The following is a 15,896-nucleotide window of genomic DNA, read 5'->3' on the forward strand; positions in this document are numbered from 1 at the left end:
AGAAACTATGCTTTGTTGGTGACGGGCTGGTCACCTTCATAGACCAGAGAGTCAGAAAGCGAATCCAGATTCACCGTGTTGAAAAACTCTTGGTAAATTTTGCCCATATCATCGTCTTTGAGCACCAAAGCGTTATTAGCGTTGAGTGACTGCCGCAGGTAGGCATCCTTAACAGATTTCTGAAATGCTGAAGAACTATTAAAATCTTGCATCATCATATACAGCTCATCCGGTGAAGATGGTTCATGAGCACCGCAGTAGTCTGAGTTTGCGGAATTCTCAAGGCAAGTTTCGGCCCAACAATACGTTAAGTAACCACCTTTCGAGTGTGTCAATCCATACAGATAATGACAGAACGCCTCCTCAATCGCTTGCGCACATTTATGCTTTAAATCATCTTGAAACTTTTTCTTCATTTTTTTCAATGCCTTCAGAGTATTGAAGCGTTGTTTTTTCATTGCCATACGGGTATTGATTTTTTGTAATGTATTCTTTAATTCCGGGCTCTTCTCAACAATCTTTTGAAACAGGGCTTCGACTTTGTTACCAGTCACTTCATCGTTCCGGAAAATCTGTCCCATGATAATCACCGGACGGTGATTGACCTTGCCCGAGTCTGGTTTCAGAAACGCGGGATCTTGCGTCAGCATTCGTTCTATATTTGGAATGCCCTCAGGGTCTTTCGTCCAGGTGAACTGTAGAGATGAGCTGACAATTTTATTTTCCAGGTACTGCGAAAAACCATCATGGCAATGAGTGACGAGGAAGTCATCATCTTCTATCTCCAGGTAGCGTTCATAAGCCAAACGCCATACCTGACTATTTTTTTCTCTGGACCATAACTGCTTGTAAAACTTTTTCAGGCAATGGCTGGCTTTAACCTTCAGTTCATCGACATTTTCCAGGCGCAGCAATAGCCGATGATGTTTAAAGGCTCCTACGACAGATTTATTATAGTTCGGCACTGGATCAAGCCAACCCGATTCCAGGACTTCACGAGCAAAATGAATAACTGAAGGTTTGTTCAGGTCACTGCCTTCCAGTGTTGCCACTACTATTAAGCCCAACCACCGTTGAACGCATGCTCCGTCCTGAATAATCATTTTTGAATGAAGCGACTTGAGTCGTTCAGTGATCCGATCTTCATCACTTTTGTACAATATTTTTTTCAATGCCTCCGATATCGGTTTAAATTCCTTCTCGTAATATCCCAATGCCCCCGTCTCCAGCGACTTGATTATTGAAACGCCCACAGCAAAAGCGGGTAGATCTTTTTTCTTCCAGAGTTTGTTTAGTATTTCGGAAGTACTTGGATTTTTTTCTGGCAATTCACTGTTTGTCTGCAGGGCTTTGTTCAGTTCCTCAAGACTTATGTCACAGGCTTCAGCCAGAGCTTGTTGTTGTGCTAAATCTGCCTCGTTCATAATCTTTCTCAGCAGATCCATACTCATCTTTGACTCAGTGCCGGAATCATTTTCCTTCCCGGTGGGCTCGGAATTAAATGGGATTTCTGTTTTCAGAACAGGCGACCCGCCCAAATGCACAGACTTCCAGGTTTGGCCTTCATCCAGGGAATACTCAGCAAAACTGTGGAAACTGCTATTCATTTGCCGTGAGGGAATTCCGAAATAACGACAAAAAGCAATAAAAACAGGCACACGATGACGACAGCTGCCATGCCTTTTTGTTACGAGAAATTCAAAGAAGTTTTGCTTGCGCTCTGGTATGGCATCACCGGAGAACTGCTGGCAATAACGCGTGATTAACTTAATTCGTCGTTTTGTGTTTTTAGAGTCTTTTATTTTCTGCAGAAGAAACCGTACTTTGCCTGATTGTTCGTCAATATTCTCAAACACTTTGTCCAGTACTGATTTCATACCTTCTGAACAGCAGGCGTCAAATCGTTCTGATCGGGATCCTTCAGCCGATGTATTTTCGCCCGGTTCCAGGGGTTCTACGATATACGTCACTCGAATACTCTGGTTGGCTTTCGCCTCAGGAACAGAGAGTGTGTGAAGCCCGGTATATTGGTCCCTGACCAGGGTAAATGCCAAATCGGGCTCTATACGCAGTGCCACGATATAGTCGTCAGGCGTCAGGCTGGGTAATGCATATTGACCATTGTCCGGTGTCACGTTCAAGGTCGCCAGCGTTTGATTGTCGGCCAATACCACTGGCTGGTTATGCTCTGGTAACGGGTCCGGCGTGAGTATTTCGATCCCCATAGGGTGTTTATTACTAAGCTCGATCGGTGTGATATCACCCTTGGCAGACACAAAAATGTCGTTTGCCGAGCAACGATACATCTCGGAAGGAAAGTCCCGGGTATCAAAAACGATATGATCATCAATTTGTGGCTTCTCCTGATACTGATAGTTCGTCATTTGGTCTAATGCCTCAAACTCTTTCTCGTGGAGTTCCGGGTCGTATTTTTCAGCCGCTTTATCAACGCTGATAGCCAGCGCTTTGTTAACAGGGTTCGGCAGTCTTCTTATCTGCTGCCAAAACGCAGGCCATAACTGAGATGCCTTGGCGTTCCATGACTCGATCTGCTGCTCAGCATCGCGAAGATAAGGCTGGGAAGCCGGTAATTTCAGCGTTTGTTCCTCATCTTCCGTCAGGGGAAATACACTGTTCGCATTCACGCCTGCCTGGTCAAATTCCCGGGCAAACCAGCATTGTTGCCAGTGCCGGTACAGTGCCTGGTTGAGAATATCGTCGGACCCGTCTGGATTCAGGGAAAGACCGGATGCCTGCCAACGGGCCTGAGCCACCATCCTGATGATTTCCGTTCTGGCTTCCTTGTCATTCAGATCTGCATTAATACGAATTTCATGGCATTTTTCATCAAGACTGTTGAGATTACTGAGTCGTAACAGCCACGGGCGATTCATGTCCGGCAGTGCCTGGTTGAACCATTTGCTCAGTTCAAGAGCAAACTCTCTTCTACCCATGGCAAGAGACGATGACTCGGGCAGCTCCTCCAGCGATATGTTGGCGGCCATCAGGTAAAGCCGGTAATACTGATTAAAACATTGATGAAGGCCTTTTTCGGTATCATCGTCTCCCTGGATGACGGCTCTGGCCACATTCTGTAAATCAAGACTGGTAGGCTGCAACGGCAGGTTTTTCCGTTGCAGGTAAGCCCTCAGGCGACAATGTAGCTGCGTCAGCTTTTTAGCCAGGATTTTCCCTTCCCGGGTTTCTGGCAACACTTTCCCGGCAATGGTCTGTAATTCTGCCGGGCTGTACTGGCAGATCGGCAAATGTCTGAAACGCCCTTTCAGCGCCGGTGATAACGGTTTTCGCCCGCTGTACTCAGGCGGGTTGGTGGTGGCAAACAGGTGGAAGCCCGGATGGGCATCACCGGCCAGAATATCGTTTAACTCACCTTCCAGATGCTGGCTATCGATCAGATTCATTTCCGAAATCACCACGATGCCGCCCTTAATTTTTGCCGTCCGGATCTTTTCACACAGTTTGTCCCAGGAACAATCACAGGCATTCAGGTAAAAGACTTCCGGCATGGATTCCTGCCGTGCTTCTGCCTGCTGTTTGACACTTTCAATCATCAGGTACAGCGTGGCATCCTTACCCCGTCCAGCCGGGCCTTCAATCAGAGTCGCCTGACGACCGTCGTGTTTTCTGTTGAGATGATAAGCCTGCTGACAGCGGCTTAAGTCCTGTCCAAGCCGTTTTGCCAGTTCGCGGACTGCCGATCCGGAGGTATCAAATTCAGGTCGGGTTTGTTCGGTGAAATTTATGAAGGCCTGGTGAATATCCGGCAGGGTCTGGTTATGCACTTTGTCGCTCAGTGTCTTGTCCGGTTCGAAACGGGCAGCAAACCAGATGTCCAATGCTAACTGGGCATCCTTATGGGCCTCGCTGATTTCGGGACCCAGAAGATCCCGAAAAACTTGTTGGATCAGACTGTTGATTTGCTCAGAGGTAACAGGGGCAGCTGTGGGTAGCGCACGATCCAGATACCAACCCACCCAACTGCAGATGTCCGTTAAATCCCTGGGGGTAAACTCATGCTCAGGCAACAACTCCTGATAATATTGCCAGAGCACCATCACGCTCTGTGTGGCACTGTGTGCAATGTCGTTTATTTCAGGCTCCGGCAGATGTCGTTGTAACTGATTGACCAGAGCCGGTTCCACCACGCAGTCCCGAAGGAAAGCCTGATCCAGACGAGGGTAGTAAGCTCTGGGCAGCTTTTCTTTCAGAGCCGGGTCCAGTTGGCGTCCGGCGTAATGATCCGGGTTGCCGGTGAGAATTACCCGGTGTTTAGTGCCGACCGGAACAGGTTGACCGCCTACATAGATACAGGGCTCCGGCTCCCATAAGCCATTCAATGACGCCAGTAATCCCGTTTTAGCCAGGTTGGCTTCATCCAGCACCAGAGTGACGAATTTGTCATTTTCGTCGGGTTTAATACTGGCCCATTCCATCAGCGCCCGGTTTTGCTGTGCCATAGAACGGTCACCATCGGCATATTCCTGCCACCGCCATTGTTTCATCAGGGTCTGTTCGCTGTCAGAAGGTCCAAGGGAAATCACCGCAGCCTGTCCTGAAGCTTTCGCCACTTTGGCAGAAAAGTAACTTTTCCCGGTGCCGGTTTCCCCCTGCAGGAAGATAACGGGAGAGTCCGCAAGCCGGTCATGGAGTCGCGATAATCGACGGCTTTCTCGATCCTTTTGATTCATCTTGCCGTGATAAAGATCCCGGGCCAGTGCTGATAAGGGTCTGTCTGCGGAGCCCGTCCATTTCAGCGATTCAGACAGTCGATGTTCAATGCGTTCAATGCCTTCTGCTTCAGAATTCGCTGTTCTGGCCCTATGAAAACAATCGGTGGCCAGAGCATGAAGGGTATCGGATCGGGTCTGCCCCGGTGGCAGGGCCAACTGCCAGCCAGAAGCCAGTGCATCTTGCAAACGTTTAATCTGTCTGCTTGGCCAGATGGTCAATGATTGACAGGGTTCCGCTGTTGCCGGGTCAATTTCCAGCTGATACGCCATTGTATCTCGTTGTGCTTCAGGCCTGTGGGCCACGATTATGGCACAGAGCCTGTCCAGAGTTTTTTTTTGGGCCCACCCTGGCATTGGACTTTCATAGGACAGCTGAAACCCGGTGTCCTTAAATATTACCGGGTCAAATGCCCTGGCCAGTTGCCAAAGGTTTTGCTTCACAAACGCTCTATCCAATTGCAGGGCACTATTGATGATGGCATTTAACCTGTCCGGGTCTACCGAGGCCGTTTGATCCACATTCGGAATTTTACGGGTGTCTAGTATCTTCTTATTATGGGTGTCTAGTATCTTTGCATTCGGATTTTTATGGGTGTCCAGTATCTTATTTAACCTGTCCGGGTCTACCGAGGCCGTTTGATCCACATTCGGAATTTTATGGGTGTCTAGAACTTCAAGAACTTTATGGGTGTCCAGTATCTTATTTTTATGGGTGTCCAATATCTTACCCGGTAACAAGTGCCAACAGGCCACTTTCATGAAATCACGCACGGGCGGATGCTGCCGGGTGCCATGGGTGATGACGCTATTGATGGCCTTGCGCCAGTGGCGAGGTAGAAGCTGTGCGGCATGGTCAAACTGCTTTGCCCTTCGGGCAGCCAGTATCAGGTTATTCAACAACCCTTCGGTTATTTCTGGCAGAGGGTTACACAGGTGAGCAGGTACGGTTTCAAACGCTTTGTAAAGGTCATTAAGCGCCTGTTCTGGCAGTTCAGTCCGGCAGATATCGTGCTTGTGGGCATTGATATCCCAGGGGTCGACCTCAGGACACGGCTTACCCTTGGCAATCATTGCACTCCATACTGAGGAGGGGCTTTTCGCAGTCTCAGGCCAGAGCAGGGTGAAATGAGCTTTTGGGTAGGCCTGTAATTGACCATTGACCAACAGAGGTTGGTCGACAGCAAGAGGTTCCAGAAGCTGCTGCAGGGTTGGATTACTTTCCAGCCCTCTGAATACCACCGGCTTGCCAGTGGTTAATGCCATCTGCAACTTACTCTGACGTCGCCCAAAATGCGCCTTTTGTTCCGAGGTGATATGGATATTATCAAATAGCTGGCTGAAGCTGGTCTGTTCATTGACCTGAATGAGCAGAGGGGTTTCCGGCTGATTATTGATCCAATAACTTGCCTGGACAGGTCGCTGGTAAGTTATGGTATCAAAGGCGGCGTGATTTCTGATTGGTTGTTCATTGTTTTCTGCCAGTCCCAATGCCTTCGGCTGACGTCTTGAATCAGCCACCTGAAGTTGAGGCTTGACGCCGGTCGTCTCGCGAATCGTCTGCAGTGAACCCAGCAAACGAAACCAGAGTGCCTCCGTGAGGGGGGAGGTTACAGTGACGACACCACCCGCTCGAATCTGTTTCAACAGACGGGTGTTAGGTATTGCATAGCCTTCCGGGGCAATGGCAATGGGGTTCAGCCATTGGGTAATATTACTCTGGTTAATAATGATCGGGCTTCTTGATGCGTTCTTTCTCTTGTCACCTTTTTTGAAACGAGAGTGGAACAGACTCTTGAACAATGAGTGAAGCTCGTTATTCCTTACCGGCATCCGGTAAAACTGAACATCGTCGGGTAACGGACAGATCTTGCCATTGCTCTCAAAACACTTTTTCGCCAGCATCTGTCGAATCATCTGTTCAAAGGCCAGATCCTGCCAGTTAGCCCCTTTCAGAATCACCCGTTGTCCGGCTCTCAATGACTCAAGCCTGCCGGGGATGTGCCGGATTCGCCCCTGTTTATCCACACCGGGGCCGCCCAGCAGTAAGTGTCGCCAGTGAGCGTGCAAATGGCAGTCAATCAAAACGGTATTGTCGTCATCCATGGCGCTTTCGGCAGAGGGGAGTTCAGTCAATACCGGAGGAACCTCGTCGATATCCATTGCTGGGTCATCGCCGGTCTGTGCCTCGAATTGCCAGGTATTTCCCGGTCGATTAATTCTCCGCCAGAAATCAGCGCCGGGTGCGTCATCACGCTCGCCAATCGATGCCAGCTGGGCAGGATCTGCTACGACCAGCAGAGAAACATGCCCGCCCAGGGGGCGTTTCCTGCGATTGATTTTGTCGTACAGGCAGGGGTTATCCGGGTCCAGCAGATCGTTAAATTTAGGTAGATCATCGCTGCTGAGATGTCGGATATCCATCACCAGAGTCAGCGGCTGTGAGCTTTCAAACAGCTTGCCTGAGCGCAGAGTATGACGACCATCGCCGGAAATGCTCAGCCGACTCACCAGGTTAGCCTGTGAGAGGTCATCGGGGTGGGAAATAACAGTAACATCCTGATGTTCATCAAAGGTCTTGGCAATCAGGAGCTGTCGAACTTCATCATCACTGGCGACAAAACGAAAATCGAAGGAATGAGTCGCCTTTTGGAGCGTGGAATCCATTGAAGAGACGGTTCTCAGTCTGTCAGGCAAGGTTTCCGGAGATGATGATCTCTTTAGTCTGGACCTCACTTCAGAGCAGCTTCTTACAGTCTTCTTTTGCTTTGACGATACATCCAGCTTTGCTATCTTGGCTCCCACGCCACGATCAAGGGGGTTAGGATACAGAGCGTGTTTTTTTCTACCTCTATCAATCTGACCATCCATAGTCAATCACCCTCTCTGCTATCTGAAGAACCAAGTTGAAGTTGTTTTATAATTTGACCTTCAGATTAAACGTAAGTTCCATTTAAACAGGCAGCCGCAACCATGGCAGATGCGATGGCCTCATGAGATATGCATGGATACTGGTCATCAGAGAGGAAAACACGCCCCGGGTTTACATGAATGAGTCACAAAGCGAATCCAGATTCAGGGTGTTGAAAAACTCTTCGGCAATTTTTGTTATCTCATCGGTTCTGAGCACCAGAGCGTTATTGGCATTGAGTGCCTGCCTCAAGTAGGTATCCTTACCATCTTCCTGAACGGATTTGCTAAGGAATCCGCCACGAATACAACACATCATGGCAAACAACTCTTCTGGTGAAGATGGATCATGAGCACCATAGGTGCGACCCAAGTTGAAATCATTCTCGAAGTAAGCATCGACCCAACAATAGGTTAAGCTACCGCCGTTCGAGTGTGTCACTTCATAAAGGTAATGACTGAAGGCCTGCATAATCGCCTGTGTGCATTTGTCCTTAGAATGACCCAGAAGCTCTTTTTTCTTCCATGACGACTGATCTTGAACTTGCTCACCTGACGAGTCCCTTGAACTATCGTCCATATCCACACAGTCAATATCGCTATTGCTGTCGATATCGCTATCAACAAGATCATCGCTATCAATAAGATCATCGCTATCAATAAGATCATCGCCTGAAACATCATAAGGCACGTTTTTGTCACGATCTCTTTCGGGACAAGGACTATCCAGTTCATGTTGGAGTCGTTGTGTCTCCTCATTGAATTGATTGAGTTTTTCGAGCATCTGCTTCAGATTCGCGCTGTTCTCAACTTTCCGTTGAAACAGAGCTTCGGCCTTTTCACGTATCGCTCGAATGTTCTTTAGTCTTCCCAGTATAATCACCGGACGGTGGTTCACTTTACCCGAGTTTATTTGCTCAAATGCGGGCTGGTGCAAAAGCATTCTTTCTACATTCGGAATTCCCTTAGGTTCATCCGTCCAGGCTTTCTTTAGGGATGTGCGGGTGATTTTATCTTCAAGGAATGATGAAAAACCTTCATGGCAATGAGTGATGAAAAAGGCATTACTTTTTACTTGCCGAAAGCGTTGATAAGCCAGCCGCCATAACTGACTATTTTTTTCTCTGGCCAATAATTCTCCATACCACTTTTTCAGGCAAAGAGCGGCTTTATCTTTCAGTTCATCGACTCCTTCCAGAAGCAGCAATAGATCGTGATGTTGATGGGCCTCTATAGTATCCCCTGAGTAGACCGGCAGTGGGTCCAGCCAGCCCGATGCCAGTGCTTCACGGGCAAAGTGAATAACCGAACGCCTGGTTAAGTTACTGCGTTTCAGTAAATTCACTATTAAGCTCAACCACTTTTGGGCTCTTTCTCCGCCCTGATCAATCATTTCTGAATGGAATGACTTGAGCTGTTCAATCACCAGATCTTCATCATTGTTGGACAACATGCGTTTGACTGCCTCCAATATCGGATTAAATGGCTCCCTGTAATAGTCCAACGCTTTTTCTCCTGGTAAAGCGATCGTTGACATGCCCATGGAAAAACCAGTTGAATCTTTTTTCTGCCAAAGGTTCTGCAGTATTTCGGGAATACTTAGATGGGTTTCTGGCAATACACTTTTTTTCTCAAGGGCTTTGTTCAGTTTCTCAAGGCTCATGCCACAGGCTTTAGCCAGGGTTTGTTGTTGTGCTAAATCAGCCCCTTTCATGAGTTTCTTAATCTTCTTTGTTGCAGTGCTGGAACCTGGGACTTTCCTGGTGGGCTGGAAGTGAGACAGGATTTCTTTGTTCTCGTCAGGTGCCCCGCCTAGATCCGCTGTCTCCCAGGTTTGGCCTTTATCGACAGAATATTCGGCAAAACTGTGGACGAAGCTATCAATTTGCCGACAGGGAATCCCGAAATAACGACAAAAAGCAATAAAAACAGGCACACGGTGGCGGCAGCTCCCTTGCCGCTTTGTTACCAGGAATTTAAAGAAATTTTCACCGCTCTCTGCTTTAGCCTCACCGGAAAACTGTTGGCAATACTTTGTGATCGCTTTAATGCGTTGTGTCGTGTCTTTAGTGTCTCTTATGGTCCGTAAAAGCTTCTCTATTTTGTGTGGGTGTCCACTAATACTTGGGTGTCCACCAATAGTCCCAACAGTCTCAAAGAATTTGTCCAGTACTGTTTTCATACCTTCTGAACAGTGGCTGTCAAACAGTGTTGATTGTGCTCGTCGGAATTCTTTAGCCGCTGTTTTTTCGCCAGGCTTTCCGGGTTCTACAACATAAGCAATGCGAAGAGTGTTTTTGCCTTTGGCCTCTGAAATAGACAGTGTATGAAGTCCGGTATATCGGTCCCTGAGCAGGGTATATTCGGGTTCTACAGGTTGACTGAAGAAACTCATTGCCCAGTTGTGCCAGCTCAATGCCAGATCGGGTTCAACACGCAGGGCCACGATATAGTCGTCAGGCGTCAGGCTGGGTAATACATATTGACCATCGTTTGACGACGCTATGAAGGTGGCCAGTGTTTGCTTGCTGGTTAACGTCACTTCCTGGTCAGGCCCCGGTAACCGTTCAGGCGTTAGGGTTTCGACCCCCAGAATGTTCTTACTGATCTCGCTCACTTCGATATCACCCTCAGCAGTCACATCAATATTCTTTGCCTGGCAGCGATACATTGGGGAAGTGGGGTAATGGGTATTAAAAATCATATGATCGTCAACTTGTGACTTCTTCAGGTGCTTATAGTTCGTGCGCCGGTCCAGGAACTCAGTCTGTTCCCCGCTTATATCTGGAATGCGTTTTTCAGGAGCCTTATTACCGCCGATGGCTACCGCTTTTTTAGTATGATCGTCCACACCATGCTTCGACAGATGACTGATTTGATGCCAGAACGCAGGCCAATATTGAACGGCATTGGCGTTCCACGCACTTATCTGCCTGTCAGCCTCATGAAGGTAAGGACGGGAAGCCGATAATGTCAGCGTTTGTTTCTCTTCTTCCGTCAGTTGAAATACGCTATCAGCGCCCACACCCATCTGGCAAAACACACCTTCAAACCAGCGTTGCTGCCAGCGTCGGTACAGTACCCTTGTGAGAATATCGTCCGACTTCTTCGGCTCCAGAGAAAGACCAGATGCCTGCCATCTGGCCTGAGCCACTTCCTTGATAATTTCCGCTCTGGCTTCCTCTACAGTCAGATCAGTCTTGATGTGAATTTCATGTTTTCCATCAATACTGTTGTGGTCGCTGCCCCGTATCAACCAGGGTCGATCTATGCCCGGTACCGTTTCGTTGAACCAACGGCAAAGTTCAGAATCAAACTCTCCTTTATCCATGACAAGAGCCGAGGACTCGGGCAGTTCCTCCAGCGATATTCTGGCGGCCATCAGATAGAGCCGGTAGTACTTATTGAGGCATTGATGAAGACTGTCTTCGGTAAAATCGCCCCCTCTGGTAATAGCCTTTGCGACATTCTGTAAATCGAGGCTGGTAGGCTGCAATGGCAGGTTTTTCTGTTGCAGGTAAGCCCTTAAAAGACAATGTTTCTCTGTCAGCTTTTTAGCGGCGAATTTCCCTTGAGAAGACTCTGGCAACACTTTTTCGGCAATGTTCTGTAATTCGGTCGGGTTGTACTGCCGGATGGGCAAATGTCGAAAGCGCCCTTTCAGCGCCGGTGATAAGGGTTTTCGCCCGCTGTACTCAGGCGGGTTGATGGTGGCAAACAGGTGGAAGCCCGGATGGGCGTCACCGGCCAGAATATCGTTCAATTCGCCTTCCAGGTGCTGGCTGTCGATCAGATTCATTTCCGAAATCACCACGATGCCACCCTGCACTTTGGCTTTCTGGATCACTTCACACACTCTGTCCCAGGAACAATCACAGGCATTCAGGTAAAAGACTTCCGGCATCAATTCTTGCCGTTGTTCAGCCTGCTGTTTGACACTTTCAATGATCAGGTTCAGCGTGGCATCCTTACCCCGTCCAGCCGGGCCTTCAATCAGTGTTGCCTGACGACCGCCGTGTTTTCTGTCGAGATGATAAGCCTGCTGACAGCGGTTTAAGTCCTGGCCAAGCCGTTGCGCCAGTTCACAGACTGCCGATCCGGAAGTATCAAAGTCTGGTCGTATTGTTTTGCTGACTGTTCTGAAGGCCTTCTGAATATCTGACAGCGTCTTGTTACGAACTCTGTCGCTCAGGCTGTTCTCCGGTTCGTAACGGACAGCAAACCAGATTTCCAGTGCTGACAGGGCATCCTGATGAGTTTCGCTGATTTCCGGCCCCAGTACGTCCCGAAAACTATGTTGGATCAAACTGTTTATTTGCTCACAGGTAACCCTGTCTCCTTTGGATAACGCACGATCCAGATACCAACCCACCCAACTGCAGATATCCGTTAAATCCCTGGGGGTAAACTCATGGTCGGGCAAGAGTTCCTGATAATATTGCCAGAGTGCCATCACATTTTTGCTGGCGTCGTGTGCAGTGTCGTTTATTTGATGCCCCGAAAGATGCCGTTGTAAATGCCTGACCAGGGCCGGTTCCACCACCCTGTCCCGAAGAAATGCCTGATCCAGGCGTGGGTAGTAAGCTCTGGGCAGTTTCTCTTTCAGGGCCGGGTCCATTTGGCGCCCGGAGTATTGATCCGGGTTACCGGTGAGAATCACCCGGTGTTTTGGGCTGACCCCGACAGGATGACCATTCACATAGATGTAGGGTTGCGGTTCCCATAAGCCGTTCAATGAGGCCAGTAATCCGGCTTGGGTCAGGTTGGCTTCATCCAGAACCAGGGTAATGTATTCAGCGTGTTTGTTGGATTTGGTCTTGGCCCATTCCATCAGCGCCCGGTTTTGCTGCACCATAGCGCGGTCGCCATCGGCGTGTTCCTGCCACTGCCAGCATTTCATCAGGGTTTGTTCGCTGTCAGAAGGTCCAAGGGAAATCACTGACGCCTGTCCTGAAGCGTTCGCCATCTTCGCTGAGAAATAACTTTTTCCGGTGCCGGTTTCCCCCTGCAGGAAGATAACAGGAGAGTCTGTAAGCCGGTCATGGAGTCGTGACAATCGACGGCTTTCGCGATCCTTCTGACTCACCCTGCCGCGATAAAGATCCCGGGCCAGTGCTGACAAGGGCTTATCAGTGGGGCCCGTCCATTTCAGTGATTCAGAGAGTCGATGTTCTATGCGTTCAATGCCTTCTGTCTTGGAATTCGCTGTTCTGGCCCTGTGAAAACAATCGCTGGCCAGAGCCTGAATGGCATCGGATCGAGTCTGCCCCAACGGCAAAGTTAACTGCCAGCCACAAGCCAATGCATCCTGCAAACGTTTAATCTGTCTTGATGGTCTGATGGCTAACTGTCTATATCGCTTTGCTGCCGCCGGATTGACTCCCAACTGATACGCCATTGCCTGTCGATGTTCTTCAGGACCATGGGCCACAAGCAGGGCACAAAGTCTGTCCAGAACTCCTTTCTTATCTGACGATGAAATTGGACTTCCATAGGACAGAAGTAATCCTTTGGATTCAGTGTCATTAAATACTGTCGGATCAATGGCTCTGGTCAGTTGCCAGAAGTTCTGCTTCACAAACGCTCTGTCCAACTTCGGGGCACTGTTGATGATGGCATTTAACTGTTCAGGGTCTACCGAGGCGGCTTGATCCTTATCCGGCTTCCTATGAGCATCCGCTGCCTTATCCGGTAACAAGTGCCAACAAGCCACTTTCATAAAATCCCGCACTGGCCGATGCTGACGGGTGCCATGAGTGATGACGCTATCAATGGCCTTGCGCCAGTGGCAAGGTAAAAGCTGTTTCGACTGGTCAACCTGCTGTGCCCGCCGGGCAGCCAGTATCAGGTTATTCAACAAGCCTTCGGTCATTTCAGGCAGAGGGTTACAAAGGTTGCCAGGTACGGTTTTAGACGCTTCGTAAAGTTGATTAAGCGCTCGTTCCGGCAGCTCAGTCCGGGAGAGACCATTTTTGCGGGCATTGATCTCCCAGAAATCGACCTCAGGACAGCAGTCAGCCGTGGCGACCATTGTGTTAAATAGTGAAGAGGAGCTTCTCGCAGACTCGGGCCAGAGCAGGGTGACACGGGCGTCCGGGTAGGCCTGTAATTGGCCATTCACCAACAGAGGCTGTCCAACCAGCAGGGGTTCCAGAAGCTGCTGAAGCGTTGGATTGCTTTCCAGCCCCCGCAAAACGACCGGCTTCCCAGCGGTTAATGCCTCCTGCAATGGACTCTGCTGTCGTCCAAAATGTGCCTTTTGTTCCGAGCTGATATGGATATTATCGAATAACTGACTGAAGCTCGTCTGCTCATTGATCTGAATCACCAGAGCTGCTTTCTGGTGATGATTGATCCAATGACTTGCCTGGGCATATTGCTGATAAGTGAAGGTTCTGAAGGCAGGATAATCTCTGACTTTTTTCTGTGGCTGATGGCTTCTGAACAAAGGATGTTCATTGCTCTCTTTCAATCCCAGTGCCTTCGGCTGCTGTCTTGTATGGGCCACCTGAAGTCGGGGTTTCAGGCCGGTCGTCTTGCCAATAGTCTGCAGTGCGCCCAGCAAACAGAACCAAAGTGCCTCAGTGAGGGGAGAAGTTATGGTGACAGTTCCACCGTCCCGAACCTGTTCCACAAGAAGGGTGTTAGGGACTGCATAGCCTTGTGGAACAATAGCAACAGGATTCAGCCATTGGCTAATATTACTCTGGTTAATAATGATCGGGTTGCCTGATGCGGGCTCCTTATCGAGTGCTTTTTCACCTTCCTTGTCGCCTTCTTTGTCAGGAGAATGGAACAGGCTTTGGAACAGTGAATAAAGCTCGTCGCTCCCTACCGGCATCTGATAAAACTGAACATTGTCGGGTAAAGAACAGATCTTTCCATTGCTTTCAAAGCACTGTTGCGCCAGCATCCGTCGAATCGTCTGTTCAAAAGCGAGATCCTGCCAGTTGGCTCCTTTCAGAATGACCCGTTGTCCGGCCCGCAATAGCTCTAGTCTGCCGGGGAGGTGCCGGATTCGTCCCTGTTGATCGACACCGGGACCGCCCAGCAGCAACTGTCGCCAGTGGCTGTGCAAGTGACAGTCAATAACAAGGGTATTGTCTTCGTTCGTAGCGCTTTCAGCAGCAGGGAGTTGAGGCAATAGCGGAGCAATCTCGTCGATATCCATTGACGGGCCATTGCCAGTTTGTGCGTTGAACTGCCAGGTATTTTCCGGTCGATTAATTCGCCGCCAGAAATCAGCCCCCGGTGCATCGGCCCCCGATGCGTTCTCACACTGGCCAACCGATATCAACTGTGCAGGGTCTGCCAGGACCAGCAAAGAAACATGCTCACCCAGAGGGCGTTTCTTCTGGCTGAGTTTGTCGTAAAGACTGGGGGTATCCGGGTCCAGCAGGTCGTTAAATTCAGGCAGTTCTTCGCCGGTGAGCTTTCGGATATCCATCACCAGAGTCAGTGGCTGGGAACTTTCAAACAGTTTGCCCGGATAGAGACTGTGGCGACCATCGTCGGAAATACTCAACCGGGTCACCAGGTTAGCCTGTGAGAGGTCATCGGGATGGGAAATAACAGTAACATCCTGATGTTCATCACAGGTCCTGGCAATCAGGAGCTGTCGAACTTCATCATCACTGGTGACAAAACGAAAATCGAAGGAATGAGGTGGCTTTTGGAGCTTTGAATCCAATAAGGATACGGTTCTTGGTCTGTCAGGCAAGGTTTTCGAAGATGGCGATCTCTTTATTCTGGACCTTACTTCAGAGCAGCTTCTTACAGCCTTCTTTTGCTTTGATGATAAATCCAGCTTTGCCATCTTGGCTGCCGCGCCATGATCAAGGAGGTTTGGATCCAGAGCGTTTTTTTTTCTACCTTCGTCAATCTGACCATCCATAGTCAATCTCCCCACTGCTATCTGAAGAATCAAGTTGAAGTTATCTGATAATTTGACCTTTAAATTGATCGTAAGTTCCATTTAAATAGGCAGCCGCAACCATCATTCCCAGTTTCACTCCCGTCATTCGAGGCTGTCGCAAAATTCCAACAACTCGTAAAACTCGTTCCCACGCTCTGAGGGTGTCGCAAAAGCCCAACAACTCGTTCCCATGCTCTGAGGTCGTCATTCCCGCGAAGGCGGGAATCCAGCGCCAACGGTGGATCTCTGCCTTCTCGGGGATGACAAGGCCAGGGGGACACCGGTCAGTATGGTTCTGGTGGTGAGTCAGTGTGGATTCCCGC

General features: G+C 49.3%; 2 protein-coding genes. Both read right to left on the bottom strand.

Going from position 1 to position 15,896, the window contains the following annotated elements; genetic code table 11:
• Positions 1–5 precede the first annotated feature (5 nt).
• Positions 6–7,619 carry an AAA family ATPase gene (locus ACO6VG_RS02020; protein ID WP_422472437.1) on the bottom strand — a complete coding sequence of 2,538 codons (7,614 nt, stop codon included), beginning with the start codon at positions 7,617–7,619 and terminating at the stop codon, positions 6–8.
• 172 nt (positions 7,620–7,791) lie between these two features.
• Positions 7,792–15,552, bottom strand: coding sequence for an AAA family ATPase (locus ACO6VG_RS02025; protein WP_422472439.1), 7,761 nt, complete (start codon positions 15,550–15,552; stop codon positions 7,792–7,794).
• Positions 15,553–15,896 lie beyond the last annotated feature (344 nt).

The sequence above is a fragment of the Endozoicomonas sp. ALB032 genome (assembly GCF_049310125.1).
GTDB lineage: Bacteria > Pseudomonadota > Gammaproteobacteria > Pseudomonadales > Endozoicomonadaceae > Endozoicomonas_A.

Excerpts from the sequence above, each read along its gene's own strand:
- ACO6VG_RS02020 (WP_422472437.1), bottom strand. The coding sequence starts at position 7,619 with ATGGATGGTCAGATTGATAGAGGTAGAAAAAAACACGCTCTGTATCCT.
- ACO6VG_RS02025 (WP_422472439.1), bottom strand. The coding sequence starts at position 15,552 with ATGGATGGTCAGATTGACGAAGGTAGAAAAAAAAACGCTCTGGATCCA.